General features: G+C 68.2%; 28 protein-coding genes and 1 riboswitch. Of the genes, 15 read left to right on the forward strand and 13 right to left on the reverse strand.

From position 1 onward, the window contains the following. Positions 1-10: 10 nt before the first annotated feature. Positions 11-183, reverse strand: a riboswitch (M-box (ykoK) riboswitch). Between the two features lie 266 nt (positions 184-449). Together A5771_RS00105 and A5771_RS00110 are read right to left on the reverse strand one after the other, a co-directional pair. Next, on the reverse strand, positions 450-1,061 hold the full coding sequence (locus A5771_RS00105; protein ID WP_064853169.1) for a TetR family transcriptional regulator: 612 nt from the start codon (positions 1,059-1,061) through the stop codon (positions 450-452). Continuing rightward, positions 1,042-1,890 (reverse strand): SDR family NAD(P)-dependent oxidoreductase, encoded by an 849-nt coding sequence (locus tag A5771_RS00110; RefSeq protein WP_064853170.1) that lies wholly within the window; start codon positions 1,888-1,890, stop codon positions 1,042-1,044. Before A5771_RS00110 ends, A5771_RS00105 begins: the two co-directional genes overlap by 20 nt. A 112-nt stretch (positions 1,891-2,002) precedes the next feature. Between A5771_RS00110 and A5771_RS00115 the strand changes: the two genes are divergently transcribed. Further along, positions 2,003-2,854, forward strand: a complete 852-nt coding sequence (locus tag A5771_RS00115) for an LLM class F420-dependent oxidoreductase (RefSeq protein WP_064853171.1) — start codon at positions 2,003-2,005, stop codon at positions 2,852-2,854. Positions 2,855-2,865: 11 nt separating this feature from the next. Beyond that, the gene (locus A5771_RS00120) at positions 2,866-3,402 is read left to right on the forward strand and encodes a nuclear transport factor 2 family protein (protein WP_064853172.1); all 537 of its coding nucleotides are present in this window, start codon (positions 2,866-2,868) and stop codon (positions 3,400-3,402) included. Here the strand turns inward: A5771_RS00120 and A5771_RS00125 are convergent. Both A5771_RS00125 and A5771_RS00130 read right to left on the reverse strand, forming a co-directional pair. Then, on the reverse strand, positions 3,338-4,204 hold the full coding sequence (locus tag A5771_RS00125) for an alpha/beta fold hydrolase (RefSeq protein ID WP_064853173.1): 867 nt from the start codon (positions 4,202-4,204) through the stop codon (positions 3,338-3,340). The genes A5771_RS00120 and A5771_RS00125 overlap by 65 nt on opposite strands. Continuing rightward, complete coding sequence (locus tag A5771_RS00130; protein ID WP_234782873.1) at positions 4,201-4,641, reverse strand: SRPBCC family protein; 441 nt, start codon at positions 4,639-4,641, stop codon at positions 4,201-4,203. The genes A5771_RS00125 and A5771_RS00130 overlap by 4 nt, the downstream gene beginning before the upstream one ends. A gap of 110 nt (positions 4,642-4,751) precedes the next feature. Between A5771_RS00130 and A5771_RS00135 the strand changes: the two genes are divergently transcribed. After that, entirely contained in the window at positions 4,752-5,393 is a 642-nt protein-coding gene (locus A5771_RS00135; protein ID WP_064853175.1) for a TetR/AcrR family transcriptional regulator, read from the forward strand. Here the strand turns inward: A5771_RS00135 and A5771_RS00140 are convergent. Further along, on the reverse strand, positions 5,320-6,348 hold the full coding sequence (locus A5771_RS00140; protein WP_064853176.1) for a fused (3R)-hydroxyacyl-ACP dehydratase subunits HadA/HadB: 1,029 nt from the start codon (positions 6,346-6,348) through the stop codon (positions 5,320-5,322). The genes A5771_RS00135 and A5771_RS00140 overlap by 74 nt on opposite strands. Positions 6,349-6,429: 81 nt before the next feature. Beyond that, positions 6,430-6,867, reverse strand: coding sequence for a hypothetical protein (locus A5771_RS00145; RefSeq protein WP_064853177.1), 438 nt, complete (start codon positions 6,865-6,867; stop codon positions 6,430-6,432). A gap of 28 nt (positions 6,868-6,895) precedes the next feature. On the opposite strand from A5771_RS00145, the gene A5771_RS00150 reads away from it, so the two are divergent. Further along, the gene (locus A5771_RS00150; RefSeq protein WP_064853178.1) at positions 6,896-7,639 is read left to right on the forward strand and encodes an SCO6745 family protein; all 744 of its coding nucleotides are present in this window, start codon (positions 6,896-6,898) and stop codon (positions 7,637-7,639) included. 1 nt (position 7,640) lies between these two features. Here A5771_RS00150 and A5771_RS00155 read toward each other — a convergent pair whose 3' ends face one another. Next, a complete protein-coding gene (locus A5771_RS00155) occupies positions 7,641-8,531 on the reverse strand; it encodes an IclR family transcriptional regulator (RefSeq protein ID WP_064853179.1) in 891 nt (296 codons plus the stop codon). Positions 8,532-8,591: 60 nt separating this feature from the next. Between A5771_RS00155 and A5771_RS00160 the strand changes: the two genes are divergently transcribed. The 5 genes from A5771_RS00160 to A5771_RS00180 are packed head-to-tail and all read left to right on the forward strand — an operon-like array spanning position 8,592 to position 14,113. After that, complete coding sequence (locus A5771_RS00160; protein ID WP_064853199.1) at positions 8,592-9,542, forward strand: SDR family oxidoreductase; 951 nt, start codon at positions 8,592-8,594, stop codon at positions 9,540-9,542. Then, entirely contained in the window at positions 9,539-10,336 is a 798-nt protein-coding gene (locus A5771_RS00165) for an acetoacetate decarboxylase family protein (RefSeq protein WP_064853180.1), read from the forward strand. The genes A5771_RS00160 and A5771_RS00165 overlap by 4 nt, the downstream gene beginning before the upstream one ends. Positions 10,337-10,340: 4 nt before the next feature. Continuing rightward, positions 10,341-11,555, forward strand: a complete 1,215-nt coding sequence (locus A5771_RS00170) for an amidohydrolase family protein (protein WP_064853181.1) — start codon at positions 10,341-10,343, stop codon at positions 11,553-11,555. A gap of 16 nt (positions 11,556-11,571) precedes the next feature. Continuing rightward, a complete protein-coding gene (locus A5771_RS00175; protein ID WP_064853182.1) occupies positions 11,572-12,849 on the forward strand; it encodes an amidohydrolase family protein in 1,278 nt (425 codons plus the stop codon). Positions 12,850-12,859: 10 nt separating this feature from the next. Next, the gene (locus A5771_RS00180) at positions 12,860-14,113 is read left to right on the forward strand and encodes an amidohydrolase family protein (protein WP_064853183.1); all 1,254 of its coding nucleotides are present in this window, start codon (positions 12,860-12,862) and stop codon (positions 14,111-14,113) included. Between the two features lie 13 nt (positions 14,114-14,126). Here A5771_RS00180 and A5771_RS00185 read toward each other — a convergent pair whose 3' ends face one another. The 3 genes from A5771_RS00185 to A5771_RS00195 are packed head-to-tail and all read right to left on the reverse strand — an operon-like array spanning position 14,127 to position 16,791. Further along, on the reverse strand, positions 14,127-15,308 hold the full coding sequence (locus A5771_RS00185; protein WP_064853184.1) for an acyl-CoA dehydrogenase family protein: 1,182 nt from the start codon (positions 15,306-15,308) through the stop codon (positions 14,127-14,129). A 47-nt stretch (positions 15,309-15,355) separates the two neighbouring features. Then, on the reverse strand, positions 15,356-16,177 hold the full coding sequence (locus A5771_RS00190; protein WP_064853185.1) for a mycofactocin-coupled SDR family oxidoreductase: 822 nt from the start codon (positions 16,175-16,177) through the stop codon (positions 15,356-15,358). Continuing rightward, positions 16,174-16,791 (reverse strand): TetR/AcrR family transcriptional regulator, encoded by a 618-nt coding sequence (locus tag A5771_RS00195; RefSeq protein WP_165606171.1) that lies wholly within the window; start codon positions 16,789-16,791, stop codon positions 16,174-16,176. Before A5771_RS00195 ends, A5771_RS00190 begins: the two co-directional genes overlap by 4 nt. 81 nt (positions 16,792-16,872) lie before the next feature. Here A5771_RS00195 and A5771_RS00200 point away from each other — a divergent pair, with 81 nt between their 5' ends. Together A5771_RS00200 and A5771_RS00205 are read left to right on the forward strand one after the other, a co-directional pair. Beyond that, positions 16,873-18,636 (forward strand): N-acyl-D-amino-acid deacylase family protein, encoded by a 1,764-nt coding sequence (locus tag A5771_RS00200; RefSeq protein ID WP_064853187.1) that lies wholly within the window; start codon positions 16,873-16,875, stop codon positions 18,634-18,636. A 27-nt stretch (positions 18,637-18,663) separates the two neighbouring features. Then, positions 18,664-19,167 (forward strand): SRPBCC family protein, encoded by a 504-nt coding sequence (locus A5771_RS00205; protein ID WP_064853188.1) that lies wholly within the window; start codon positions 18,664-18,666, stop codon positions 19,165-19,167. 12 nt (positions 19,168-19,179) lie between these two features. On the opposite strand, the gene A5771_RS00210 is transcribed toward A5771_RS00205, so the two are convergent. Then, positions 19,180-20,406, reverse strand: coding sequence for a cytochrome P450 (locus A5771_RS00210; protein ID WP_064853189.1), 1,227 nt, complete (start codon positions 20,404-20,406; stop codon positions 19,180-19,182). 51 nt (positions 20,407-20,457) lie between these two features. Between A5771_RS00210 and A5771_RS00215 the strand changes: the two genes are divergently transcribed. From A5771_RS00215 to A5771_RS00230, 4 genes are all read left to right on the forward strand, one after another. Then, on the forward strand, positions 20,458-21,393 hold the full coding sequence (locus A5771_RS00215; protein ID WP_082946966.1) for an oxidoreductase: 936 nt from the start codon (positions 20,458-20,460) through the stop codon (positions 21,391-21,393). A 126-nt stretch (positions 21,394-21,519) separates the two neighbouring features. Next, positions 21,520-22,977 carry an aldehyde dehydrogenase family protein gene (locus tag A5771_RS00220; protein WP_064853190.1) on the forward strand — a complete coding sequence of 486 codons (1,458 nt, stop codon included), beginning with the start codon at positions 21,520-21,522 and terminating at the stop codon, positions 22,975-22,977. A 13-nt stretch (positions 22,978-22,990) separates the two neighbouring features. Next, a complete protein-coding gene (locus A5771_RS00225) occupies positions 22,991-23,833 on the forward strand; it encodes an LLM class flavin-dependent oxidoreductase (protein ID WP_064853191.1) in 843 nt (280 codons plus the stop codon). A 37-nt stretch (positions 23,834-23,870) separates the two neighbouring features. Continuing rightward, positions 23,871-24,482 (forward strand): hypothetical protein, encoded by a 612-nt coding sequence (locus A5771_RS00230; protein ID WP_234782875.1) that lies wholly within the window; start codon positions 23,871-23,873, stop codon positions 24,480-24,482. A 2-nt stretch (positions 24,483-24,484) separates the two neighbouring features. Here A5771_RS00230 and A5771_RS00235 read toward each other — a convergent pair whose 3' ends face one another. Both A5771_RS00235 and A5771_RS00240 read right to left on the reverse strand, forming a co-directional pair. Further along, on the reverse strand, positions 24,485-25,156 hold the full coding sequence (locus tag A5771_RS00235) for a maleylpyruvate isomerase family mycothiol-dependent enzyme (RefSeq protein WP_064853193.1): 672 nt from the start codon (positions 25,154-25,156) through the stop codon (positions 24,485-24,487). After that, complete coding sequence (locus A5771_RS00240; protein WP_082946967.1) at positions 25,149-26,507, reverse strand: hypothetical protein; 1,359 nt, start codon at positions 26,505-26,507, stop codon at positions 25,149-25,151. Before A5771_RS00240 ends, A5771_RS00235 begins: the two co-directional genes overlap by 8 nt. Positions 26,508-26,750: the final 243 nt, after the last annotated feature.

Here is a 26,750-nt window from a genome sequence, read left to right on the forward strand (position 1 = left end):
GAACAGCCGGCCGGCACCCCTCTCGTCAGAGTTTCAGCACTGCACGGCGTATCCGGCCAGAATCCGGAAGCCACTTGGGCTCAACCCTTAAGCCGGGAGGAGCTGTCCTGACCCTGGGCGTCTCTCGACGTTGGAGGTCAGTGGCCTGTATCCGTACAGACGCCTCGCCTAACGAGGTGCGTTCGCGGCCATAGTGGCAGCAACGGTGGGCGGAGTCAACTCGACCGGCGTGGCGCTCCTGTTGTACCGGTGCAATCGCGGCGCGGAAATCGACTGGAAACAAGCATGTTTCGCAGAGAAACGGCACGCGAAGCCCAAGCGGACGCCGAGTCGATGCAATGCAAATCGAAATGCGCTGTCTATCGGCTGCATTCATCAGAGTGAATCTGCCTGCGAGAGGCGCGCCGTTGAGTCAGCGTAGAACTCGCTGTGCGCGGCGTGGCAATGCGCTATGTGCCGGTAGCGGGCAGTCGGGTGCCACGCCAGGGCGCCAACAGCAGTTCGCACGCGCGGCGCATGTCGGCCTCGGCCTGCGCGGGTGTGGTCTCGCCCATCACCGCCCACGACAGGATGCCGTAAGCGCACTGCTCGACCAGCAGTGCGAGCTGGGTGTCCTTAGCCGTCGGCTCGGCGATCCCGGCAACGGACACGATGGTGCCGCGCAGGTTGAAGTCGCCGCCGGCGGTGGACTCCGCCCGCCGGGCGTTGACCGAGGTAATCATCGCCCGGGCCAGCAGCGGCCGGGCCAGCATGCTGCGGCAGACGCCGACCATGAGTTCGGTGACATCGGCGGCCGGGCGCCTCGTGGGCGGCCCGGGTGGTTTGACGGCGCGGGTGTAGTGCAGCAGCAGTGCCGAAAACAGATGATGCTTCGTCGGGTAGTAGCGGTAGACCGTCGCGATCGATACCGCCGATTGATCCGCCACGTCCTGCATCCGGACACCTTCCAAGCCGTCGCGGGCACCGAGCCGGGCAGCGGTGGCAAGAATCCGTTCGCAGCGTTGACGCTGCGCGGGTGTCCGGGGAGTTGCCGGCTCGCGGTCACTCGGCGGCCGGGGCATCGCGGCCTCGCGCCGCTGACGGCGTGCCGCGCAACAGCTTCTGCATCATCCGGTGGGAGGCGAGGACGGCTTCGGCCCGGTCCGATCCGGCGTGCAGTGCCGGGTTGTCGGCGTGGGCAGCGACAACGTGCACGGGGCCGTGGGGGAGTTGCCTGAGACCTTCGTGGGCAACGTCCGCGGGATCGGACACCCGCATCCCGGGAATGTCGAAGTTCAGCCCAACCCGCTGCATGGCCGGGGTCTTGGTAACGCCGAGCACGAGTTCGAGAACGTGCACGTTGTACTGACGCAGTTCCAGCCACAGGCCCTCGGCATAGATCCGGGTGAACGCTTTCACGCCGCCGTACACGGTGTGCCGCGCCGAGCCCAGATAACCGGTGAGCGAGCCGATCAGCAGTACCCCGCCGCGGCGCCGAGCGCGCATCGAGCCGGCGAAGTGATGGATCAGCGCCAGCGGCGTGGTCACGTTCAGGTCGATCACCTGGTGGAATGCGGCCAGGTCGCCGTCGAGGAACTCCGCGCTGTGGGTGTTGGCGCCCGCGTTGTAGATCAGCAGCCCGATCTCGAGATCCGTTGTGGCCGCGATGATCTGCGCGACGCTGTCGGCCCGGGACAGATCCACGGCCAGTTCGCGGACGTCCACGCCGAGTTCCCGGCAGCGATCAGCGGTGTCGCGCAGCGGTTCCGGCTTGCGGGCGATCAGGACCAGGTTGATCCCCGCCCGGGCCAGCAACCGGGCGAACTCCGCACCCACGCCTTCCGAGCCTCCCGCGATCACGGCCCAGGGCCCGTACTGCGGCCCCCAGGCCGGTTCGTCACCGCTGGACAACAGCTGCCTCCTTAACTAAAATTCACTTTAGTTTATCCCGAGGCTACCTCGGCCACGCGGTGCAAGGAAAGTGCATGAAGCCAGTGCGGTACGACGCCCCTCGGACCCGTTGATGCGCATCGGCCTGTTCACGCCGGTGGTCATCCAGGTCCCCGGCACGGCGTCCGACTGGGAGGCCGGCGGCGGTATCGACGACGTCGCCGCGATCGCCGCGACCGCCGATGAATTGGGGTTCGCCCATCTCACCTGCTCCGAGCACGTCGCGGTCCCGGTCGACGTTGCCGCCGTCCGCGGCGCGACCTATTGGGACCCGTTGGCCACCTTGGCGTTTCTGGCCGCGCGGACCTCGCGGATCAGGCTGGTGACGTCGGTGGTGGTGCTGGGCTATCACCATCCCCTGGAAATCGCCAAGCGCTACGGGACCCTGGATCGGATCAGCGGCGGCCGGCTCACCCTGGGCGTGGGTGTCGGTTCGCTGCGCGAGGAGTTCGACCTGCTCGGCTGCGAGTGGGAGGATCGCGGTGCCCGCGCCGACGACGCGATGCGGGCCCTGCGTGCATCCTTGTCGAACAGTCGGCCCAGCTATGACGGCGCCTACTACCGCTATGACGCGGTGGTCGTGGAGCCTTGCGCGCTGCAACCACGGGTGCCGATCTGGGTGGGCGGACGCACGCGCCGGTCCCTTCGGCGCGCCGCGGAACTGGGTGACGGCTGGACCCCGTTCGGGCTCGCGCCGGCCGAGATCGCGAAACTGCTGGACTCCGTGGAGCTTCCAGACGATTTCACCGTCGTGCTGGCGACACCGCCGCTGGACCCGCTCGGCGCCCCGCAGCAGGTCACCGAGCAGATCGGCCGCCTGGCCGAAGCCGGAGCCACGGATGTCAGCTGCGTGATCTCAGCACGATCCTCGGCGCATTTCCGCGCGCAGCTGGCGGCCCTTGCGCAGCTCACCGACCTCGCCTGAACGGAGCGCCCATGAATGAGCAACGGCTGGCCGATCTCGAGCGCCGGCTGCAGGAGATCGAGGACGAACGCGCGATCGAGCGGCTGATCGCCTCCTACGGCCCACTGGTGGATGCCGGCGACGCCGACGCCGCCGCCGCCCTGTGGGCTGACGACGGGGTGTACGACGTCGAGAACTGGCTTATGCAGGGCCACGACGACATCGCGGCGATGGTGCGCTCGGCTGGACATCAGGAGCTGATCAACCGGGGCTGTGTGCACTTCCTGGGCCCGGCCGTGGTCACCGTCCACGGCGAGGACGCGGTCGCGGTGTGCGCGTCGACGCTGCTGGTCAAACGCGACACCGGCTATCAGGTGGCACGCGGCGGCGCCAACTACTTCCACTTCCGGCGGGACGCCGAAACCGGACAGTGGCAGATCGTCACCCGGATCACCCGCCGCCTGGACGGCAGCGCCGAGAGCCGCTCTTTGTTGGTGGACGGAGTCAGGGGACGGATTCGAGAAACTCCCGCACCAGGCGGACGAACTCCTCGGGCCGGTCGTAGCTGACGATGTGCCCGGCACCGGCGATGGTGGCCAGCTGTGAATTAGGGCTGGCGGCATGTGCTTTCGCCAGCTCGGCGGCACCGACCAGCGGATCGTCGGCGCCGCGGACCCACAGCGTCGGCGTCGACAGACGCGGCAGCTCGGGCAGGAGATTGAGCCGCATCGAGGTCGGGCCGTAGGCCTGGATCTGCCAGTCGTCCAGTGCCTTTTCGCCGTGCCGGTGCTTGGCACGGGCCTCATCCACCGCGGCGGCGACGATGGCGTCGAAATCCGGAGTGCGCTGTGCCGCAGCCAGATTGGCGCTCATGGACTGGCGGATGGCGGCGGGAAACCGGGCCAGGTACCAGGAGCCGGCGCGCAGCAGGCCGGGTGTGCGCATGGCCAGCCAGGTCAAGAACTGCGCCGGGCGCTTGGCATCGAGTCCGCCGGGCCCGACCGCGACCAGGGCGCTCACCCGCTCGGGCTGCGCCAGGGCGAAGCCGGTGGCGATACCGGCGCCCAGCGACAGTCCGATGAACGCCGCCCGTGGCAGTTCCAGCGTGTCGAGCAGTCCGGCGAGGAAGCGGCGGAAGAAGGCGTCGTCGAGCACGCCGTGCCACGGCCTGCTGGCCCCATGGCGGGGCAGATCGATCACGTGCACCCGGAAATCGGCCGCCAGCGCCGGCGCGACCCGGCGCCATACCCCCTGCGCGGTGTCGAGCATCGCCCCGTGCAGCAGCAGCAGCGGCAACCCGGTATCGCCGCCGCGGTAGCACCGGACCGGCCCGCCGCAGATGGTGAGGTCGGTGTAGTTGTCGAAGATCACGGCCGGCCCCGCAGACTCGCGGCACGTCGCAACATCCGCACATACATCGACCACGAGCTGCGCGGCCCGCGGCAGCCCAGGTTCGCCGCCGCCTTGTCCAGGGCGTCCTCGACGAGTGCGTCATGCAGCCATCGCCACATCAACGGCCAGCTCAGCCGGGTCCAGCCCACGGTGTTTGCGACCAGGCGGTGGCGCAGCTCGTAGCCGGCGGGCACCGCCCGGGCTTCCCACTCGTGATAGCCGACCAGTCCGGCGGGCCTGCGGAAGGCGAACCGAACCCGCCGGGCCGGCTGGTATTCGCTGACGTGATAGCGGATCGGTCCGTGCCCGCCCGTCGCACCGACCGCCAACGGCCGGTCCAGCCGCATCGCCGGCCAGTTCTCCCGGGGCCACAGGCGATCGTCGTCGCCGGCGAGACTGTCTATCACGGCACCCACCCGATCGAGGCTATCGGCGCTGAACACCCGGCTGTGCACATTGCCGACTCGCATCCCACACTCCAATCTAGAGATGATTCGCTAATTGATTAGAGAGTACTCTCTACTTCATGCCGATGCCAGAGAAGTTCGCCGCAGGCGACTTCGTCGACGCGGCCATAGCACTGATCCTGGCGGGCGGGCCGGGGGCGGCCACCGCGACCGCGGTCGCCCAGGCGGTCGGGGCGCCCAGCGGCTCGGTGTACCACCGGTTCCCGACGCGGCGCGATCTACTCGCCGAGGCCTGGCTGACGCCGGTGCGCCGCTTCCAGGACGACTTCCTGCCGGTGCTCGCCGCCGACGGCGATCCGGTGGGGACCGGCATTTCGGCCGCACGTCACGTGCTGCGCTGGAGCGCCGATCACCAGGAAGCGGCCGCCCTGCTGGCTCGCTACAGCCGCTCCGATCTCGTCAGCGCCGACTGCTCTGCCGCGGTCCTGGCGGAGGCCGACGCACTGGACCGGCGCGCGGCCGAAGCGCTCGACGGCTTCCTGGCCCGGTTCCCGGCGGGCGATCGTGCCCGGGTGCGGCTGGCAGTCATCGACGCGCCGCTGGCCTTGGTACGTAGCAGTCTCGCGGCCGGCGGCCCCGATGCCGATACCGCCGAGTTGGCGGCCGACGTCGCGCGCAGGCTGCTGGCTAGCGGAACCGGACGTGCAACGTCGCCAGGCCGAAGATCTTCTTTTCCGCCGACTTCGCGCCGACCAAAATGACACCGGTGCGGGTCTCCGGATCCAGCGATTTGATCTTGCCGCTGAACTCGATGTCGGCGCCCTCTTTGGCCGACACGATCGCCGGCGCCGACAGTCGCACCGCATACCGGGTGACCGCCCCGGGGTCACCGGTCCAAGCTGAGGCGAAACCGGCGCCCAGGCCCATGGTGAGCATGCCGTGGGCGATGACGTCGGGCAGGCCGGCCAGCTTGGCGATCTCCTCATCCCAGTGGATCGGGTTGGCGTCACCGGCCACGCCGGCGTAGTTCACCAGGTCGCCCCGGGACAGCCGGGTGTGGCGCACCGGCAGCACGTCGCCGACCTTCACCTCGTCGAAGGACGGCGTCGCCGGGGTGCGGGAAAGGCCGCCCTCGGACAGCGGGGCCGCGTCCCCGGGCCGCACGGTCTTCTCGTAGGCGGCATCGGATTCACCGATGCCGAGGATGTTGACGTCGTGCATCATCGCGTTGTGCACGGCGGACTTGACGTCCGGGCCGATGTCCTCGGCGGTGACACCGACGACGGTGGTGTGCAGCGTGTGCACCCGCTCGCCGGCGGTGTCGGTGAAGGTGTTAGTGACGGTGATCAGGTCGCGGCCGGCGATCCGGCGCACCGACGTCAGCTCGACATCGATCTTGAGCTCGTCGCCGGCGACGATCGGGCGGTGCTGCTCGAAGACCTCTTCGGTCTGCATGTAGGTGTCGTAGCCGACGACCACCGACTCGAACATCTCGCGGTTGCAGCTCATGCCCGGCGTCGAGGTGAACGTCAGCGGCGCGACCACGTCCGGGTAGCCCATCTCCGCGGCCGCGGCGACGTCCCAGTGCGACGGGTGGTAGTCCTGCACTGCTCGGGCGTACTCGCGGACCTTCTCCCGGCCGACCAGGTAGGTGCCGTCCATCTGGTAGTAGTGGCCGACCCGGGCTTCCATGGGGGATGCTTCTGCTGCGGTCATGAATGTGCTCAACCGTTCTGTCGGTTTGTTTGCTGGTCCCGACCAGAGCACCCTAGCGCCTCTACCCGGTGCCGTCGGAGGTCAGGCGAGGATGGCAGCAAGCGCACGCCAGCGGCGGTGTCGGTGGGCGAACATCAACCGGATGAACAGGCGAGTGGCCAATCCTTTGATGCCGGCATCGATTTCGATCTCATCGGTGTAGCGGCAGCGATGCTCATCGATGGGGGTGAACGTGAGTCGGTGGTTCCAGGTGCGCACTGGACCGCCGTGCTCGTTGGTGTAGATCATCAGGTCGTCGAGTTCGGTGATTTCGATGTGGTGGGTCCAAGCCGGGATCACACCGAACCACCACAGCCGCGCCGACGCGCGGGTTCCCACCTCGATGCGGTCAGGAGCAGCCAGTGCGGGCAATTTCACGACCGGTGCCAGCACGAATTGCATCAATGCGGGTTTGCGTGCCAACGCCGCGGCGTGCTCCGCTGAAAGCGGTAGCTCGGTATGCAAGACAACTGTGCTCATTTTGTGTCAGCCTAGCCAGGTGAGCGATATGGAGACCTCGGCCGCTGCCACCGGATCGGCGATGGAGCAGGCCGTCGCGGTGTTCATGCTGCACCCGGAGACCTTCGCGGACAGCATCGCCGCCGGATATCAGAATCCACTCGCCGGCTACGTTGCCGGGCGCGGTGGCGTGCTGGGCGAGGCCGCCGGCACCACCGTCGGCGCGGTGTTCGCAGTGTTCGAACCGACCGGACTGAGCGCGATGTGGGACGAGGGCGTCGCGGTGCGCGGCGCTGCCGGTGCAGCCCAACAATATTGGGCCCAGACGGCCGAGTTCGGACGCAAGTACTTCTCCGGCGCCCAGGGGCTGGCTCGCATTGCCGACCTGGGGGAGAAGGTCATCGCCGCGACGCCCATCGCGGGTTTGCCGCTGTTCGCCGGCTGGCGAGCGATGCCGCTGGCCGACGATGCCGCAGCCCGGGCGCTGCAGGTGATGTTCGTCCTGCGGGAGCTGCGGGCCGGCGTGCATTTCAATGCGCTCGTGATCTCTGGCATCTCGCCGATTGAGGCGCACATGCTCAACAAGGGGCCGCAATACGCCGCGATGTTCGGCTGGCCCGAGCCGTTCGCCGACGGTACCGGCAAGAAGGACCGCTACGACCAGATCGAACAGGCGACCAACCGGCGTATGGCGGAGCTGTTCGCGGCCGCCCTGACCGCGGAAGAAGCCGAGGAGCTGGCCCAGTTGAGCACCGACGCGCTGGCGTCGATGCAGTCCGCCGTTCCGGGCTGACTTAACCCGGCGCCTCGTCGGCCAGGGCGGCGCTGAGCCGGCGGGTCGCCGTAGACAGCTGCGTCCCCAGCCGGGTGACCGCCGCGCCGCTCATCGGGTCGGCGCTGGGAACCAGGCTCAGCATCAGGGCGACGCGGCTTCCCGGCCCCAGGATGGGGGAGTCGATGTGGCTGAGTTTGTAGGTGCGGTCGGGTGCCAGGCTGATCGGGAACCACTCCTCGGTGCGGATCAGTTCGTCGGTCAATTGCTGCGCCAGCTGGCTCAGGCGGGTGGTGCGCACCTCGGCACTGCGCACGATCAGCGCAAGTTCCTGCAGGCGTAGGTCGGGCAGAATGTGCAGCCCGACCGTGTAGCCGCGTTGTTCGGCGGCGGCCAGCGCCCGGCGGTAGTGGTTGCGCACGTCCTCGGGAAGCGCGGCCAGCCACTGCTCCCGGGCATCCGGCCCGGACCAGGCGACGATCGACGCCCCGTAGGGCGGGCGGTGCGGAAACTGAGTGCCGATCGGCATCGGGTGACCGCCGCCCTGGGGGCTGCGGACCTGATCGACGACGGTGGAGTGGTCACCGCTGACCGAGAAGGCGACGCAATGCGCGCCGGTGGCCGCCGACAGCTCGGCCATCGCCGAGCGGGCCAGCACCAGGGCCGGGTAGCGGTCGGCTGCCTCCCGGCCGAGCCGGACTAGAGCGGGACCGAGGTGGTAGGTCTTGCGAACCGGGTCGCGCAGCAGCCAGCCGGCCCGCAGCAGTTCGGCCAGCATCGAGTGGCAGCTGGCCTTGTGCACGCCCAGCCGGCGCGATATCTCGGCCAGCGTCAGGCCCTCGTTCCCGAGACCGGTCAGATGGTCGAACAGGTGCACCACCCGTTCGGTCTGCGGGGAGGGACGCGGCGCCATAGCAGAACCCTAGCCCTGGAGTCGCATAGTGCGACTCCTTGCGGTGGTATGCGCGACCATGTGACGATGGCCACAATGATCGACCTTCAAGGCAAGACGGCGGTGATCACCGGCGGGGCCGGCGGGATCGGCCGAGCCCTGGGCCGGCGTTTCGGCCACGAGGGCATGAAGGTGGTGCTCGCCGATGTGCTCGCCGATCCCCTGGACGAGGCGACCCGGGCGCTGCGGGACGAGGGCATCGAGGCCGTCGGGGTGGTCGCCGACGTCACCGACTACGACTCGGTCGAAGCCCTGGCCAAGGCGGCGCTGGATCGGTTCGGCGCCGTGCACGTGGTGTGCAACAACGCCGGCACCGGCGCGGTCTCCGAGGGCTACCTGTGGGAGCACGACCTGGCCGACTGGCGGTGGGGAATCGACGTCAACGTGCTCGGCGTCATCCACGGCATCAAGGCGTTTGTGCCGATCCTGCTCGAAGCCGGCGGGGGACACGTGATCAACACCTGCTCGGGCAACGGCGGGTTCGCCCCGATCGCCCGCGGCGCCATGGGCGGGCCGGCCACCGCCGTCTACCCGATGACCAAGGCGGCGGTGCTGTGCCTGACCGAAAGCCTCTACACCCACCTGGAGATGACCGGGACGCGGGTGCGGGCGCATGTCCTGTTCCCGGGTGGCTTTCTGAACACCGGCATCTGGGAGTCGTGGCGACACCGCCCGCAGCGCTACGCCGCAACCCAGCAGCGCCGCACCCCCGAGACGACCCTGGCAGGCGTGGTGGACCGCTTCGAGGCGGCCGGTGCCCATGTCGAGTTCACCCCCCTCGAGACGGTCGCCGAGCAGGTGATCGACGGTATTGCGGCAGACCGCTTCTGGATGATGGGCCCGCCCACCCCCGCCGATCAGGTCGTGAGCGCCAAGGCGGCGTCGATCCTGGGGCGCGGCGAGCCCGACTACCTGGTCGACGTGTTGGGCCAGCACGCTGACAGCGCCTCGGAGAACGGAGGAAAGCGTTGAATGCCAGCGCAGTTCGATACGGTCCTCGTGCACCGGAAGCGCGGGTCGACCACGAGATCGACGCCACCACCGCGCCCATCGCTACCGAGGCGGTGACCATCACCTATCTCACCGATCCGGAGATCGTCGCGGCCGTGCTGCCCCAGCCGCTGGTGCCCGCGGGTGAGCCGCTGGTGCGCATTCAGCTGCAGCGCGTCCGAATCGACGGCATGCCGACGTTCACTTCGGCGGTGTTCTCGGTGACCGCGCGGCACGGCGACGTCGACGGCGACTATCCGCTGTTCATGCCGCAGTCCACCGAACAATCGGTCACCGGCGGCCGCGAAACATTCGGCGAGCCAAAGAAACTGGCCCACATCGAGGTTGATCGCGAGGGGGATCGAGTCACCGCGGGGGTGGAGCGGCTGGGCAATCGGCTCATCACGGTGACTGGTCAGGTGAACGGTCCGGCCGAGCTGCCGCCCGATCAGGTGAACACCGAGTTCTACTTCAAGTTCCTGCGCGCCCCCGACGGCAACGGCATCACCGACCCGCACCTGGTCTACGGCGAATACCACCGGCACTACGAGTTGCTGGAGAACATCGACGGCACCGTCGAGCTGGGAGAGTCGCCACTGGATCCGGTGGCCGACATCGTGATCCGGGAGATCCGTTCGATCACCTGGTGTCGCCGCCGCACCGTCCAGGTGGGGCGGATCGCCGAGCGGGTCCCGGCCGAATGGCTGCTGCCCTACGTGCACCAGCGCTACGACGACGTGGCGCTGCTCGCAGCCCCCCGGCCGACACGGGCGTAGGCGCATGGATCGCTATACGGTCATCTCCGCCGACTGTCACGCCGGTGCCGACCTGCTGGACTATCGGCAGTACCTCGACCCGGATTATCGGGACGAGTTCGACGGATGGGCCAAGACATACGTCAACCCGTTCGGCGACCTCACCGAGCCCGACGCCGAACGTAGCTGGAACAGCGAACGGCGCAACGCCGACCTGGATTCCGAAGGCGTTGCCGGCGAGGTCATCTACCCCAATACCGTGCCGCCGTTCTTTCCGAGCGGCAGCCTGGCGGCTCCTCCACCGGAATCCGCCCGGGAGGTCGAACTGCGCTGGGCCGGACTGCGGGCACACAATCGCTGGCTGGCCGACTTCTGCTCCCTGTCGCCCGCCCGGCGCGCCGGCGTGGGCCAGATCATGTTGGAAGACCTCGATCAGGCGATCGCCGAAGTCGCACAGATCGCGAGATCGGGGCTGCGCGGAGGGGTGCTGCTGCCCGGGGTCGCACCCGGCGCCGCCATCCCGCAGCTCTACGCCGAGCACTGGGCGCCGCTGTGGGCGGCCTGCGACGACGCGGGCGTGGTGGTCAACCACCACGGCGGCAGCGCCGGACCGACCCCGACCGACGGGTGGGGCAGCTCGTTCGCGGTGTGGGTGTACGAGACGCATTGGTATGCGCACCGGGCGCTGTGGCACCTGATCTTCAGTGGCGTGCTGGACCAGCACCCGGAGCTGACCGTGGTTTTCACCGAGCAGGGCGCCGGGTGGATACCGGCGACGCTGGACTCGCTCGACGTCGCGGCCGGTCGCTACGCCCGGCCCGGCTCGGCGATCGCCCGCTTCGCCGGGCCCACCGCCGGCTCGCTGAGCCTGCGGCCCAGCCAGTACTGGACCCGACAGTGCTACGTCGGCGCCAGCTTCATGCGACCGGTCGAGTGCGCCGAGCGGGACCTGATCGGCGTCGACAAGATCATGTGGGGCAGCGACTATCCGCACTACGAGGGGACCGCGCCCTACACCCGAGAGGCGTTGCGCCACACCTTCAGTGGCGTCCCGGCCGCCGAAGTGGCCGCCATGCTGGGCGGGAACGCGGCGGTGGTGTACGGCTTCGACGTGGCTGCACTCGCCCCGTTGACCGACCGGATCGGCCCGACCGTGGCCGAGGTCGCCGAGCCACTGACCGAGGTGCCCGCCGACGCGAGCAGCACCGTATTCGAGCCCGATCCGATCCGTACCTGGTAGCGAAAGGCCCAGCTCAATGAACCGTGAAACGCCCTACACGATCATCTCCGCCGACACCCACGCCGAACTCCCGACCGAGCGATACCGCGAATACGTCGACCCCGAGTACCTGGACGACTTCGAGGTGTACCTGGCGGAGAAGACAGCCGCGGCCAAGGCGGGCGGCTTCATCGACGAGGAGTTCGCGCAAGAGTGGTTCTCCGAGCACGGTGACGGCATCGCCGGCGGCTGGGATGTCGCCCTGCGGGACCGGGAACTCGACGGCGACGGCGTGGTCGGTGAGGTCATCTTCCCCGACGCCGACGCGGTGACCGGCGTGGCCGGGGCGCCGTTCGGGGCCGGCCTGGGCCAATCGGGCGACCTGGACCCGGGGCGGGCGATGGCCGGCGCGCGGGCGCACAACCGGTGGCTCGCCGAACTGTGCAGCCACAGCCCCGAGCGACGGGCCGGGGTTGCCGTCGTACCGATCCTGGCCGACGTAGACGCGGCGGTCGCCGAGATCACCCGCGCGGCGGAGTCCGGGTTGCGGGGCGGCATCCTGATCCCGGCCCGCTGGGTCGGCTACCCGCCGTATCATGACCGCCGCTACGACAAGGTCTGGGCGGCCTGCCAGGACCTGCAGATGCCCGTGCACACCCACTCCGGGCCCGCCCCGCAGGAGGAGTACGGCGGGCATCTGGGCATCTATGTCACCGAGGTGCGCTGGTGGGGTGCCCGGCCGTTGTGGTTCGCGTTGTGGTCGGGGGTGTTCGAGCGTTTCCCAGGCCTGCACTGGGGAGTCACCGAGTGCGGTGCGTTCTGGGCCAACGATCTGCTCTGGCTGATGGACACCCGGTTTCTGCGGGAGCACTCGGCCAAGAAGATGAGCCGTCAGATGGAGGGTGATCTGACGATGCCGCCGTCGGCCTACTTCGACCGGAACTGCTTCATCGGGGCCACCACCACCGAGCGTCGGGAACTGGCCCGACGCTACGAGATCGGCGTCTCCAACCTGTTGTGGGGCAACGACTTTCCCCATCCGGAGGGGACCTGGCCGCATACCCGTGAGTGGTTGCGGCGCTCGTTCTGGGACATCCCGGTCGAGGAGACCCGCCAGATGCTGGGCCTGGCGGCAGCCGAGCTGTACAACTTCGACCTGGCTGCGTTGGCGCCGCTGGCCGAGCGCATCGGGCCCACCCCGCAAGACCTGGGCCAGGACGACGCGGTGAGCATCCCCAAATGGGAGGCGGCCCGCCTGATCGGCCGGCACTGGCTCACCGACGCCGAGCCGATCTCGGAGTTGGTGGAGAACTGAGGAACCCACGATGGATCATTACGTTGTCATCTCGACGGACACCCACGCCGGGGCCGATCTCTACGACTACAAACCATATCTGCCGGCGCGGCTGCACGACGAATTCGATTCCTGGGCAAGGACGTACAGTAGTCCGTTCGATGATCTGATCGTGGCGACCGCCAGCCGGAACTGGGACCACGGGTTGCGGATCGCGGAGATGGACGCTGACGGGGTGGCCGCCGAAGTGCTGCTGCCCAACACCGTTCCGCCGTTCTTCCCGACCACCCCGAACATCACCATCAGTCTGCCCAGGACGCGCGACGACTTCGAGAAGCGGTGGGCCGGGGTGCAGGCCCACAACCGTTGGCAGGTCGACTTCTGTGCGCTGGCCCCGGCCCGGCGCCGCGGGCTGATCCAGATCTTCCCCAACGACATCGAACTGGCGCTCGACGAGATTCGCTGGGGCGCGCAGCAGGCGTGTTTCGGCGGGGTGCTGATCCCGGCCGTCTCGCCGGGTGACCCGCAGGTGGCGCCGCTGTTTCACACACGGTACGAACCGATCTGGGCGTTGTGCGCTGACCTGGACCTGACCGTGGTGCAGCATGCCGGGGCCGGCAGTCCTGAGATGCCGATGGACCAGCCGGCCTCCAATGCGGTTCTGATCACCGAGATGGCGCTGTGGGCCCAGCGCACCCTGGGCCACCTGATACTCGCCGGGGTATTCGAGCGGTATCCCACCCTGCGGTTCGTGCCGACCGAGCAAGGCACGCTGTGGGTGCATCAGCAACTGATGATGCTCGACGCGCTGGTGCCCTCGATGAAGGCCGAGGCGCACAACCGCACCTACGGGATGTTCGGCGGCTCGTCCGTCGACGAGATGACTCTGCTGCCCAGTGAGTACGCCAAAAGGAACTGCTATCTGGCCAGCGAGCTGACACCCTATGACGCGGCGACCATCGATTTTCTCGGCGCCGACCACGTCATGTGGGGCAGTGACTATCCGCACGAGGAGGGTTTCGCGCCGCACTCCAAGCTGGCGATCCGCTGGGCACTGCATGATCGGTCGGTCGACGAGTGCCGAAAGATCCTGGGTGCCAACGCGGCTCGGCTGTACCGGTTCGACCTCGACGCGCTGGCACCCGTCGCCGCCAACATCGGACCCACCGTCGCCGAAGTGGCGACACCGCTGGGCGACACCGGCTATGTGGCCCCCGGCGGGTTCGGCTACCGGCCGTTCGAAGGCGGGCTGGCCCTCAAGAGACTGGCTCCCGAACGCGGGTAAGGGTGCGGCGCCTTCAGATCATCACCCGCAGCGGACCCTCCGGTTCGATACCCAACGAGCTCAGCGCGGACGCGTGGTACACGGTGCCGGGCACATGGATGGCGTGATTGAGCCCGGCATGAGCGTCGCGCCAATACCGTTGCAGCGGTTTGTCCATCCGTAACGCGTTGCCACCCGACCGGGCGAAGATCTGGTCGACGGCCATCACCGCCCGCCATACCGCCCGAACCTGGGTGCGGCGTCCGGCGGCACGGTCAGCGAACGAGACGTCCTTCCCGGCGGCCACCATGTCGTAGATCCGGTCGGCGTTGGCCAACAGTTCCTGGCGGGCGGCGTTGATGTCGGCGGCCGCCTCACCGATCGAATACATCACGTAGGGATCATCTTTGATTGCCGTTCCGGTGGCGCTGACCCGCGCCCGCTGATAGTCCAGGTGGGCGGCCAGCGCGCCTTCGGCGATGCCGATGACCGCCGAGGAGATGCCGAGCGGAAACATCGTCGACCACGGCATCAGATACAGCGGATCGGTCATACCGGCTTCCCGTTGGGCGCTTCCGTCCATCACCTTCAGGCCGTCCATGGTGCGGTAGCTCGGGACGAACGCGTCTTTGATGACGACGTCCTTGGATCCGGTTCCACGCAGCCCCACCACATCCCAGGAGTCGTCGACGATCTCGTAGTCGGTACGGGGCAGGATCATGTGCAAAATGGTCGGTGGCATGACCGGAACCCCGTCGTCACCGGCGACGATGGCGCCGAGGATGATCCAGTCGCAATGGTCGGTGCCGGAGCTGAACTGCCAGTGCCCGTTGAACAGATAACCACCGTCGACCGGCTTGGCGATGCCCTGCGGCGCATACGGCGATGCCATCCAGGTGTCGACATCGGTGCCCCAGATCTCTTGGCCGACACGTGGATCGGCGTAGGCCAACTGATAGGGGTGTACGCCGACGACGCCGGTCACCCATCCCGCCGAGGGGTCCAGCGCTGCGGTGGCCATCACGGTCTCGGCCCATTCCCGGGGATGCACCTGGTAGCCGCCGTGTTCGGCCGACTGCAACAGGCGGATCGAGCCGGCGTCCTTCATCGCCTTGACCGTCTGATCGGTCAGCCGGCCGATCTTCTCCGCCTCGCCGGCCTGCTCGCGCAAGTCATCGGCGACAGCCATCAGCCGGTCGATTACCCGCTCACCCATGTTGTCGTCCTTTGCGTCGTGGACTTCGAAAACGATGGTGTCAAAGATCAGATCTTGAGGTAGCCCTTTTCTGCGGGGATCTGTGCGGCGGTGATCAGCGACGACTCGTCGCCGGCCAGCCAGACCACGATGTCGGACACCTGCTCGGGCGAGATCAGGGAGTCAGTGGGCAGCGCTCCCGGTGAGAAGCTGTGGATGTAGTTGGGGTGGTCGCGCAGCATCTCGTAGATCGACACGTCGTTGCCCATCGGAGTGTCGGTGCCGTACGGGTGCACCGAGTTGACCCGGATCCCGAATTCGCCGAGCTCGACGGCAAGCGAGTTGGTCAGGCCGACGACGCCGAACTTGGTGGCGCAGTAGTGGCCGCAGCCGGGCACGGCCTTGATTCCCGCCGCCGAGCTGACGGCGATGATGGACCCGCCGTTGCCGGCGGCGATCATCGACGGGACAGCGGCTTTGACGGTGTTCCACAGGCCGGTCAGATTGATGTCCAGGGTGTCTTGCCACTGACTCGCCGAGATCTCCCACAGCCGGCCCCAGTTGAGCACCGCGGCATTGGCGACGACGATGTCCAGGCGCCCGAACTGCTCGATGGCGTCGGCCACGATGCGCTGCTGGCCGGCCAGGTCGCGCACGTCGATCTCGCCGACGAGGATCTTGCGGCCCTCGCCCTCGACCAGACGCACGGTTTCGGCGAGGTTTTCGGATGTGGCGGGCGGATAGCCGTTGTGGTCGGTCACCGGAGCGCACGCGTCGATGGCCACGATGTCGGCCCCGGCGCGGGCCAACCGGACGCAGTGCGAGCGGCCCTGCCCCCGGGCAGCCCCGGTCACGTAGGCGACTTTGCCGGACAGTGCGGAGTCGGTCATGCGGAGATCTCCTTAACCTGCTGCGTTGGGTGGCTCGCCCCGTTCAGACCGGCGACGATGTGGTCGCCGACGAAGCGGCGCACGGCGCGGGGACTGTCCAGGTCCACGTGGATGGGCGGCAGCAACTCGAAGCTGAACAGCATGCGCATGATCCATTCACTGGCCCGGCCGGCGTCGGTCCCTGCCGCCACTTCGCCGCGGTGCTTGGCGGCACGTACCAGCGGCTTCCACAACTGGACGGAGCGCCGGATCAACGCCTCGTTGCCGTGTTCCAGCAAAAGAATCAGTACACCCTGGTTGATGCCGCGCGGGGTGCTCGCCTTTTTGCGGCGATGCGCCGAGATGAGCACCGCCGCGGCGGCCACCTGATCGGCCAGGGTGGTCTGCTGGTTGATCTCAGCGGTCAGGGATTCGATGAAGGCCGCGGACAGGTGATCCAGCGCCGCGCTGATCGCGGCGTCTCGGGTCCCCAGGGTGTTGTGCACCGTGCCCCGTGACACGCCGGCCGTTTCGGCGACGGCGGTGAGGCTGAACCGGCGCGGGCCGAGGTGGCGCAGCGTCTCAGCGGCCGCGACGAGCAATGGCGTCGGGAGCGTCTTCGGATCGCCGGGCACTTGCACACATTATCGAGATGTGTACAAATTGACCAATATCCTTTCTCGGCACGTCCGATACCCTGATCGAAGGAGCTGTCCGTGTACGACCTCACGATCACCGGGGGAACCGTCGTCGACGGAACCGGAGCCGACCGCTACCTCGCCGATGTCGGAGTCAAAGACGGCCGGATCGTCGCGGTCCGCCGCCGCACCGGAACCGACGATCCCGGCCTGACCGGCGAGGGCGCCGAGACCATCGACGCCACCGACCGGATCGTCGCGCCGGGTTTCGTCGACATCCACACCCACTACGACGGCCAGGTGAGCTGGGACAGTCTGTTGGAGCCGTCCAGCGGCCATGGTGTGACGACGGTGGTCACCGGCAACTGCGGGGTGGGCTTCGCTCCGGTGAAGCCGGGCCGCGAAGAGTGGCTGATCAAGCTGATGGAGGGTGTTGAGGACATTCCTGGCACCGCCCTGACCGAAGGCATCACCTGGGGCTGGGAGAGCTACCCGGAGTACCTCGACCAACTCGAGCGTCAGAAGCTGGCCGTCGACGTCGGCAGCCAGGTCGCGCACGGGGCGATCCGCGCCTACGCCATGGGAGAGCGCGGCGCCCGCAACGAGCCGGCCACCCCGGACGACATCGCCGCGATGAGCCGACTGGTTCAGGAAGCGATCGAGGCTGGCGCACTGGGCTTCTCGACGTCACGCACGCTGGCGCACCGGGCGATGGACGGCGAACCGGTGCCCGGAACCTTTGCCGCCGAAGACGAACTGTTCGGGCTGGGCCGGGCCATGGCGGCCGGCGGGCAGGCGGTGTTCGAGTTGGCCCCGCAAGGTGCGGCCGGTGAGGACATCGTCGCGCCGAAGAAAGAGCTGGAATGGATGCAGCGCCTCGCCGGCGAGATCGACCGGCCGCTGTCGTTCGCACTGATCCAGGTCGATGCCGACCCGAATTTGTGGCGCGAGCAGCTGGACGTCTCCGCGGCCGCCCACCAGGCCGGCAGTGCGTTGTATCCGCAGATCGCCGCGCGGCCGTTCGGGATGCTGCTCGGCTTCCCCGGGCACCACGCGTTCACCCACCGGCCGACCTACCGCCGGCTGAAAGCCGAGTGCAGCCGCGCGGAACTCGCGCAACGGCTCGCCGAGCCGGCGGTCAAGGCCGCGATCCTGTCCGAAGAGGATCTGCCGCCCGACGCCTCCGTGCAGTTCGACGCGATGTTCGCGCTGGTGCAGCACTCGCTGCATCGCATCTATGACCTGGGTGATCCGCCGGACTACGAGCCGACTCCGGACCGCTCGGTGGCGGCGATCGCCGCCGCGCGCGGCGAGAATCCATTGTCCACGCTGTATGACCTGATGTTGCGGGCCGATGCCGGAACCATGCTGATGTTGCCGTTTTTCAACTACGCCGACGGCAACCACGATGCGATCCGCGAGATGCTCACCCATCCCGCCGGGGTGCTGGGGCTCTCCGACGGCGGCGCGCACTGCGGAATGATCTGCGACGCTTCCTATCCCACCTACTTGCTCACGCACTGGGCCCGCGATCGGCATCGCGGGGACAAGCTGCCGTTGGAGTACGTGGTGCGCAAGCAGTGCCGGGACACCGCGGCGCTGTTCGGTCTGACCGATCGCGGGGTCATCGAGGTCGGCAAGAAGGCCGACATCAACGTGATCGACATGGATGCGCTGACCTTGCACCCGGCCCGGATGGCCTATGACCTGCCGGCCGGTGGCCGCCGGCTGCTGCAGGACGCGAGCGGGTATGTTGCCACGATCGTCAGCGGTACTGTCACCCGGCGCCACGGCGCCGACACCGGCGCGCGGCCGGGCCGTGTAGTGCGCGGCGCGCGCTAACTGGAAAGGAAGCAGCAGTTGTCTCGGATGTACCCGTGTGAGCAGGTCGGCCTCGAATTTCTCGACCGGGCGCCGCAGCGGTTCAGCAACAGCGTCGACCTGGCGGTGACGCCCGACGAGATCTGGGAGGTGCTCGCCGACGCCGAAGCCTGGCCGCACTGGGCCTCAGTGATCACCAACGTGATCTGGACCAGTCCCGAACCGCACGGCGTCGGCACCACACGCGTCGTCGACATGCGCGGCGGCATCGTCGGCGACGAGGAGTTCCTGGCCTGGGAACCGGGCCGGCACATGGCCTTTCGGTTCAACGCGAGCTCGACCTCGGCGCTGGCGGTCTTCGTCGAGGACTATCGCATCGAGGCCACCGCTCAAGGCTGCCGGCTCACCTGGACCCTGGCCAACCGGCTTACCGGACCGGCGAAACTGTTCTCCCCGGTGAGCGGGCCGCTGATGAATCTGGCGTTTCGCCGCTTCCTGACCAATTTGCGCCGCTACACCGACAAGCGGTTTGCCACGGCGGGACGCGGATAGGGGTAGCCGCCCTCAGCGGGCCTCGATGGTGACCGGCATGTGCCGGACCCCGGCGTGCTTGTTGCTGCGGACGTACTCGATCGGCCCCGTCAAGGTGACGGCGCCGACCCGGTCCAACAGCACGTCGAAGATGACCCGCATCTCGAGGCGGGCCAGGGTCGAGCCGAGGCAGAAGTGTACGCCGCGACCGAACGTCAAGTGCGGGTTGGGGTTCCGGGCGATATTCAAGGTGTAGGGATCAGCGAACACCGATTCGTCGCGATTCGCCGAGGCCCACCACAGGCTGACCTTGTCGCCGGCGCGGATCTGCCGGCCGTGCAGTTCGACATCGCGGGTGGCGGTCCGCCGGTTATACGGCGTCGACGACGCCCAGCGCAGCAGCTCCTCGACGGCCACCGGCAGCAGCTCCCGATCCGCGCGCAACCGTTCCCACGCCTCGCGGTGCACGCTGAGCGCCGCCATCCCGATCGCGATCGAATTGCGCGTCGTCTCACTGCCCGCGGCCATGATCAGGCTCAGGAACATACGCTGCTCGTTGGCGGTGAGCGGCGCGCCGTCGATCTCCGCGTGCGTCACCACCGAGAGCAGGTCATCGGCGGGCTGAACCCGCTTGCGTTCCAGCAGATCCGTGCCGTAGGCCACCATCCGGGCCTGCGCCTGCATCAGCCGGTCGTTGACCTCGCCGATCTCGCGATCTTCGTAATCCAGCGTGACGTTGGCCCAGTTCATCAGCTCGTGGCGATCTTCCTGCGGGACACCCACCAGCTCCGCGACCGCCTGCAGCGGCAGCTCGGCGGCGACGTCGACCAGGAAATCGCAGTCGTGCTTGGCCAGCGCGGCATCCACGATGTCGACCGCGCGCCGGCGCAGATCCTCCTCGATACCGCGCAGTGCCCGCGGAGTCATGCTGGGCATCAGCAGCTTTCGGAATTTCGCGTGCCGCGGATCGTCCATCATGTTCAGCAGGGCGCCGACGGCGAAACCCTGCGGCATGTCCTCCAGCGTGGTGCCGCCGCCGTCGCGCTCGCCGCCGGTCTCCGAGGAGAACGTCTCGTGGTCGGTGGCCGCGGCCACGATGTCGGCGTAGCGGCTGAGCACCCAGAATCCTTCACCGCCGGGCGTATGAGCGGTGGCCGGATGGAACCAGACCGGCGATTCCCGGCGCAGCACGTCGAACACGTGGTGCGGGAAGCCGGACGTGAACCGGTCCAGGTCGGTGAGGTCGATGTCGTCGTGCATCAATCACCGACCCTACACAGCGAAAACGGTGTCCCCTCTATAGTTCGGCCTGTGAACGCGCCGCACTGGACCCTGGAGCACGGCTTGTCCCAGGACGGCCGGACAGCCGTCGTGACCGGGGCGAACACCGGCGTCGGCCTCGAAGTCGCCCGGGGACTGGCGCGCCTGGGAGCCACCGTGGTGCTGGCCTGCCGCAACAGCGACGCCGCGGCGGCCGCCCGCGCGGACATTCTTGCGACGGTTCCGGGCGCGCGCATCGACGTGGTTCGCCTTGACGTCAGCGACCTGGCGTCGGTGCGCGCCTGTGCGGAGCAGTTACGAGCCGGCTACCCCGTCATCGACACCCTGATCAACAACGCCGGCGTCATGCACCAGACCCGACAGCTGACGGTCGACGGCTTCGAGGGCGACTTCGGCACGAATTTCCTTGGGCCATTTGCGCTCACAGGTCTGCTGCTGGACCGCGTGCTGGCCTCGTCGGCGGGGCGGATCATTGCGGTGAACAGCAAAACCAGCCGGGGCGGCCGGATCGCGTTCGACGATCTGCACTTGGCGGCGTCGTTCACCCCGGCGGTGGCCTACACCCAGTCCAAACTCGCTCAGCTGATGGCGGTGTTCGAACTGCAGCGCAGACTCGAAGCGCTGGGCAGCCGGGCGATCTCGCTGGCCGCACACCCCGGCGGCACCCGCACCGGAATCCTGCGCGAGCAATCCCGTTCGGTGCGTTGGGTGTTCAATCGTCGCTTCCGTCATCTGACGGGCTGGTTCACCCAAGACCCCACCGACGGTGCACTGCCGACGCTGCGGGCGGCCACCGATCTGACCGCCGCGGGCGGCCAGTTCTACGGCCCGGGCGGGCGTTTCGAGCAGATCGGCCCGCCGGTGCTGGTCCGCGCCGCCGGCCGCGCCCACGACGTCGACGCCCAGCAGCGGCTCTGGAAGATCGCCGAAGAACTCACCGGCGTGGCTTACCCGGTCACCGCCTGACCAGGGCGAGCGCCACACATTCCTTTACAGATCGCGGACGAAATGTCACGGTTGACCTTGACCCGGCCGCGGGCCGGATGCTAAGCAGATGCCCAGCATCTCTGTTCTCGTTGGAAGGGTCCACCCATGGCACTGCAGTCGGTAATCGATGATCTGGCGAAGCGCCCCGGCACGGGCGAGGTGATCCCGGTGATCGACCCGGCCACCGAGGAGCAGATCACCGAGTTCCGCGATGCCGGGCCCGAAGCCGTCGACGAGGCGGTGGCCGCCGCCAAGGCCGCCTACGAATCGGGCGTGTGGACCGACATCCCGGCCCGCCAGCGCGCCAAGGTGCTGTGGAAACTCGGCGACCTGATCGACGAGCACGCCAAGGAGTTCGCCGAGCTGGAATCCCTGGACGCCGGCATGCCGCCGGCGCAGGCCGAGATGATCGTGTCCACCTGCGCGGAGTTCTTCCGCTACTACGCCGGCTGGTGCACCAAGATCAACGGCAACAGCTACCAGGTCCAGATGGAGGGCGGAGTCAACAGCACCCACGCCAATTTCCACGCCTACACCCACAAGGAGCCGTACGGCGTCGTCGGCTTGATCTACCCGTGGAACGGCCCACTGTTCAACGCCTGCGCCAAGGTCGCTCCGGCCCTGGCCGCCGGGTGCTCCAGTGTCGTCAAGCCGGCGGAGGAGACCCCGCTGTCGGCGGTGCTGCTGGAGCGGCTGATCGCCCAGGCCGGTGTGCCCGAGGGCGTCACCAACTTCGTGATCGGCTACGGCGCCACCGCCGGTGCGGCGATCACCGCGCATCCCGATGTGGAGAAGGTCGCCTTCACCGGCTCGACGGAGGTCGGCAAACAGATCATGCGCAACTCCGCGGACAACCTGAAGAAGGTCACCCTCGAGTTGGGCGGCAAGTCCCCGGTACTCATCTACGACGACGCCGATCTGGACATGGCGATCATGATGGCCTCGATGGGCATCTTCGTGCACTCCGGTCAGGGCTGCGTCTGCGGTTCGCGAGTCTTCGTGCAGCGCAGCGTCTATGAGCGCGTGGTAGCCGGTATCGCGATGATCGGCGACAACCTGGTGCTGGGCGGCCCCAAGGACGAGGGCGCCATGATCAGCCCGTTGGTCAGCCAGAAGCAGCTCGACCGGGTACTGGGCTACATCGACCAAGGCAAACAGGACGGCGTCGAGATCGTCAGCGGCGGTTACCGGTTGGACCGCAAGGGCTACTTCGTCAAACCCACCGTGGTCACCGGGGTCGATCCGGCCACCAGCCGGCTCTACAAGGAGGAGATCTTCGGCCCGGTCGTCACGATTCTGCCGTTCGACGACGACGACGAAGCCGTGGCGATGGCCAATGACACCAGCTACGGGCTGGCCGCCACCGCCTGGACCACCAACCTGGCCCGCGCGCACAACCTGGGCAAGCGGCTCAACGCCGGCATGGTGGGGCTGAACTGCCAGCTGACGTTCGACCACAACGTACCCTTCGGCGGCTACAAGCAGTCCGGCGTCGGCAAGGAATTCGGCGCCGAAGGCATCGAGGCCTATCTGAAGACCAAGTCGATCTGGGCGGCGCTGTAGTCCGGGGCAATCGATGACCGAGTGGTTCTTGTTCTTGCCGCAGAGCAGGCAGAATGTCGACGACATCGTGCTGCGGGCGCGCACCGCCGAGGACAGTGCCTACGACGGGGTGGCGTTCATCGACCACCTGGAAACCCCGATGGACCCGGCCGCCCCGATCTGGGAAGCGATGACGATCGCCACCTGGGTCGCCGCCTGCACCGAACGGCTGAAGATCGGCCACCTGGTGCTCTGCGACGCGTTTCGGCATCCGGCGGTGCTGGCCAAGCAGGCGGTGACGCTGGCCGAGGCCTCCGGCGGGCGGTTCGAGCTGGGTCTGGGCTCCGGGTCGATGCCCGACGAACTGTCCCGGTTCGGGCTCGGTGCACCGACCGCCGGTCAGCGGGTCAGTGCCCTGGAACAGACCGTGATCGCGCTGCGGCGCTACTGGGCCGGGGGGGAGGACACCCAGTTGCCGACGCCGGGCGCTCCGATCCCGCTGCTGCTCGCCGGGCGCGGCCCGCGGATGCTGGGATTGGTGGCCCGGTATGCGGATTGGTGGAATCTGCCGGCGACCCACGTCGACGAACTGCCGGATCTGCTGCCCAAGGTCGGCTCGGCGCGGGCCTCGGTGCAGCAGATGGTCGGCTTCATCGGCGACAGCGCTGATGCCGAGACGGTGACCGCCAAGGCGCACCGCCGGTTCAGCCAGCTCGGCCCCGGACTGGTCTGTGGTCGCGCCGATGAACTGGTCGACTACTTCGCCGGCCTGCGCAGCCAGGGCGCACAGCGGTTCTATGTGTGGTTCTCCGATTTCGCGGCGCCGGAGACGATCGCCGAATTCGGAAAGCGGGTAATTTCGGCCCTGGGAGAATGACAGCGACGCCCGGCAGGAAGGGGCACCCGTGACGGAGATGTCGAGCAAGTCCATTTCCCGGCGCACCTTTGTGCGCGGCGCCGCCTGGTCGGTGCCGGCCGTCGGTCTCGCGCTCACTGCGCCACGTGTCCTGGCGGCGCCGCCCGGCTCGCAGGACTGCGGTGACCCGAACGAACTGATCGAGAACTGCGTGGTGCAACTGCCCGAGGAGTTCACCTCGACCAGCTTCAGCACCACCGCCGTCGTCGGCGGCACGAACTACTCGATTCTGTTCAGCACCAATATCCGCCCCGGCCCGTTGGTGCCCGCGGCCGCCACCGGCTACCGGATCAACAGCACCGGTCTGACCGGCACCAAACGCGACGGCGTGCCCTTCTCGATCACGCCGCACATCGGTGAGGCGGGACCCCGGGTGCTCGGCGCCCGGTCGGGATCGTCGTTGGGCTTCGTCGTCGACGTGCCCTGGACGGCGGGACAGTTGGTGCGCAACTTCGCATACACCTTCGACGTGGTCTACCTCAACGGGCTGACCGAGATTCAGACCTGCTCGTATGTGACCGCGATGACGCTGGCCGAGAACGGAATGATCGTCGGCGGAGTCGGCTCGGTGACATTCTCCCCGCCACGGCTGACCGCCTGCAACGGGTGAACTCAGCCGGTCGGGACCGGCTGGTCGTCGTCGCGTGGCCCGAACGCGCCGAAACGGTCGACCACTTCACCGGGCGGTTCGAGTGACCAGTCCCAGCCGGCGATCTGGCGACGCGAACGCCGGCTGAACACGCCCCGCAGCAGCTCGTAGCCGTCGGCGCGCAACTCCAACACCGATACCCCTGAGCCGCTCCGCCATTGCTGCCCCAACTCATCGGTGATCACCAGCGTCGCGGTGTCGGCCAAGCGCCTGCCGGGTAGATGAACCATCACCTCCAGAAACGGCTGCCAGTGCTCGCGGCCGGTGCGCGGCAGACCCAACGCCTCGTGCAGGTCGGCTTCGTGGCAGATCGCGTCCGCGGCCAGGTTCGGACCCTTGTGCTGCTGCGGCAGGCTCGACTCGACCGCCGGGGCCGCGCGCTCCCACTCGGCGAGCAACTCCTCGACCGGACGCTCGCGGCGTTCGGCGACGTGCCGCGCGGTCCAGGAGTCGCCCGGCGCGCCGTCGAGCCGGCCGGCCAGGACGTCTGCGGCGCCGCCGACCATATGGGCCAGCACATCGTGCACCGTCCAGCCGGGCGTCGCTGGAACCGGGGTCCGCAGCTGGTGATCGCCGAGCCCGGCAGCCAATGCCCCGATCCGGTCGCGAGCGGCGCGGTAGATCGCGTCAAGCATGGGAGCCTCCTGCAGTCGGGACCGGAGCCAGTGTGCCCAAACGCGGTTCATGATGCGCAAGGCGGCGGCCTGGCAGGTTGGCGCGCAGGATCCGCCACAGCAGCACCGGGTCGCGTAGCCGCGAGGGCGGGTCGACGAGGTTGCGCATCCGGAGGATGCGTTCGGTGACGGCGATGTCGCGGGCGGCGGCTGTTCCCACCGCGTCGGCGAACCACCCGCGCAGCCGGTGGCGGATCGGGTGCGAGTGATCGGGTGAGGCATCGCTGGATGCGTTCGCAGCCCAGATCGGTGCGATCCGGCTGCCGGCGGCCCGAAAGAACCGCTGCGGCAAATCGGATCCGCGCTGCCGCAGGCAGTCGCGCAGCGCGAGCGCTTCAAGCGCAGCCATCGTCATGCCCTGCCCGTGGAGCGGATTGAGCCGGCACAGGCCGTCGCCGATCACCACCAGCCCGGCGGGGAAGCGCGGCATTCGGTCGTAGCGGTGCCACAGCGCGCCGGTGTCACGGGAGACCGCGATGTCGCCCACCGGCGTGGCGTCGCGCAGCCCGGCCATGATGGCCGGCGGCAGCAGCTGCCTGGCCGCGGCCAGCATGGCAGTGAAATCGGCTGGGGGAGCGCCATAGTCGCCGTGGTGGGCGATGGCCAGCATCCAGGTGTCGTGCTCGTAGGCCGCCAGCAACAGCCCAGGCTCGGCCCGGCCCCCGTTGATGAAGATCATCTGGTCGGTGATCCGTCCCGGCGGGATACGCAGCAATTGGCTCGAGTAGCCCGAGGCCGGCTCGAGCCGCTGCTCGGGCACGCTGCCGAAGCCGTGATCGGCGAGGAACGCGGCGGTGTGGGCGGATCGCCCCGTCGCGTCGATGACCAGATCGGCGTGCAGAATCTGCGTCAACCTGTTGCGCCGATTCGTGATTCGCACGCCGGTGACGACCCCGTGTTCCACCACCGGCTCGAGCGCGTCATGGCCGTCGAGGAACGCGACGTTGCCGAGCTTGTCCACGCGCTGTCGCACGTGAAACTCCACGAACGGCCGGCTCGCGCTGTAGACCGCCAGCGCCCGGGGATCGGCGAGCCTGCCGGTCCGGTTCAGCTCGTGCCGGCCGATCCGGGCATAGCGCCCGGATAGGTCGGCGTTGTCGATGACCACCGCGCCGGCGGCGGCGAGGTCGTCGAGGATGCCGGGAAACAACTCACCGAGGATGCCGGTGCCGCCGGACAGGAAGCTGTGCAGGTGTCGGCCCTGCGGCACCCCCTTGCGGTGCGCCGGGTGGTCGGGCAGCCGGTCGCGGTCCACCACCGTGACGGAGTCGTAGAACTCCGCTGCCACCCGTGCCGCCAGCAGGCCGGCCATACCGGCTCCCAGCACTACCGCAGACGTCCTCGTTTCGCCCAATGCAAGCCCCTCTCCCGACGCAAGGGACCCACGATACAGGTAAATTAAGAAAAATAAGAGTATCTTGGCGTAACAGTAAGATGTTTAGCCTGCCGGCAGCGGGGGTGTCGGCGCGAACGTGAAGCTGCCTTCACGTTGGGCGCCGGGAGTGAAGCTGCCTTCACGCTCGGCGGGGACGGGGGACTCGACGGGGGATTCGGC

The sequence above is a fragment of the Mycolicibacter sinensis genome (genome assembly GCF_001667375.1).
GTDB lineage: Bacteria > Actinomycetota > Actinomycetes > Mycobacteriales > Mycobacteriaceae > Mycobacterium > Mycobacterium sinense_A.

Excerpts from the sequence above, each read along its gene's own strand:
- A5771_RS00155 (WP_064853179.1), bottom strand. The coding sequence starts at position 8,531 with ATGGCGCCGCGTCCCTCCCCGCAGACCGAACGGGTGGTGCACCTGTTC.
- A5771_RS00210 (WP_064853189.1), bottom strand. The coding sequence starts at position 20,406 with ATGCACGACGACATCGACCTCACCGACCTGGACCGGTTCACGTCCGGC.
- A5771_RS00140 (WP_064853176.1), bottom strand. The coding sequence starts at position 6,348 with ATGACCGCAGCAGAAGCATCCCCCATGGAAGCCCGGGTCGGCCACTAC.
- A5771_RS00235 (WP_064853193.1), bottom strand. The coding sequence starts at position 25,156 with ATGCTTGACGCGATCTACCGCGCCGCTCGCGACCGGATCGGGGCATTG.
- A5771_RS00175 (WP_064853182.1), top strand. The coding sequence starts at position 11,572 with ATGAACCGTGAAACGCCCTACACGATCATCTCCGCCGACACCCACGCC.
- A5771_RS00225 (WP_064853191.1), top strand. The coding sequence starts at position 22,991 with ATGACCGAGTGGTTCTTGTTCTTGCCGCAGAGCAGGCAGAATGTCGAC.
- A5771_RS00105 (WP_064853169.1), bottom strand. The coding sequence starts at position 1,061 with ATGCCCCGGCCGCCGAGTGACCGCGAGCCGGCAACTCCCCGGACACCC.
- A5771_RS00115 (WP_064853171.1), top strand. The coding sequence starts at position 2,003 with ATGCGCATCGGCCTGTTCACGCCGGTGGTCATCCAGGTCCCCGGCACG.
- A5771_RS00190 (WP_064853185.1), bottom strand. The coding sequence starts at position 16,177 with ATGACCGACTCCGCACTGTCCGGCAAAGTCGCCTACGTGACCGGGGCT.
- A5771_RS00145 (WP_064853177.1), bottom strand. The coding sequence starts at position 6,867 with ATGAGCACAGTTGTCTTGCATACCGAGCTACCGCTTTCAGCGGAGCAC.
- A5771_RS00150 (WP_064853178.1), top strand. The coding sequence starts at position 6,896 with ATGGAGACCTCGGCCGCTGCCACCGGATCGGCGATGGAGCAGGCCGTC.
- A5771_RS00230 (WP_234782875.1), top strand. The coding sequence starts at position 23,871 with ATGTCGAGCAAGTCCATTTCCCGGCGCACCTTTGTGCGCGGCGCCGCC.
- A5771_RS00180 (WP_064853183.1), top strand. The coding sequence starts at position 12,860 with ATGGATCATTACGTTGTCATCTCGACGGACACCCACGCCGGGGCCGAT.
- A5771_RS00205 (WP_064853188.1), top strand. The coding sequence starts at position 18,664 with ATGTACCCGTGTGAGCAGGTCGGCCTCGAATTTCTCGACCGGGCGCCG.
- A5771_RS00170 (WP_064853181.1), top strand. The coding sequence starts at position 10,341 with ATGGATCGCTATACGGTCATCTCCGCCGACTGTCACGCCGGTGCCGAC.
- A5771_RS00220 (WP_064853190.1), top strand. The coding sequence starts at position 21,520 with ATGGCACTGCAGTCGGTAATCGATGATCTGGCGAAGCGCCCCGGCACG.
- A5771_RS00185 (WP_064853184.1), bottom strand. The coding sequence starts at position 15,308 with ATGGGTGAGCGGGTAATCGACCGGCTGATGGCTGTCGCCGATGACTTG.
- A5771_RS00240 (WP_082946967.1), bottom strand. The coding sequence starts at position 26,507 with ATGGCCGGCCTGCTGGCGGCACGGGTGGCAGCGGAGTTCTACGACTCC.
- A5771_RS00120 (WP_064853172.1), top strand. The coding sequence starts at position 2,866 with ATGAATGAGCAACGGCTGGCCGATCTCGAGCGCCGGCTGCAGGAGATC.
- A5771_RS00135 (WP_064853175.1), top strand. The coding sequence starts at position 4,752 with ATGCCGATGCCAGAGAAGTTCGCCGCAGGCGACTTCGTCGACGCGGCC.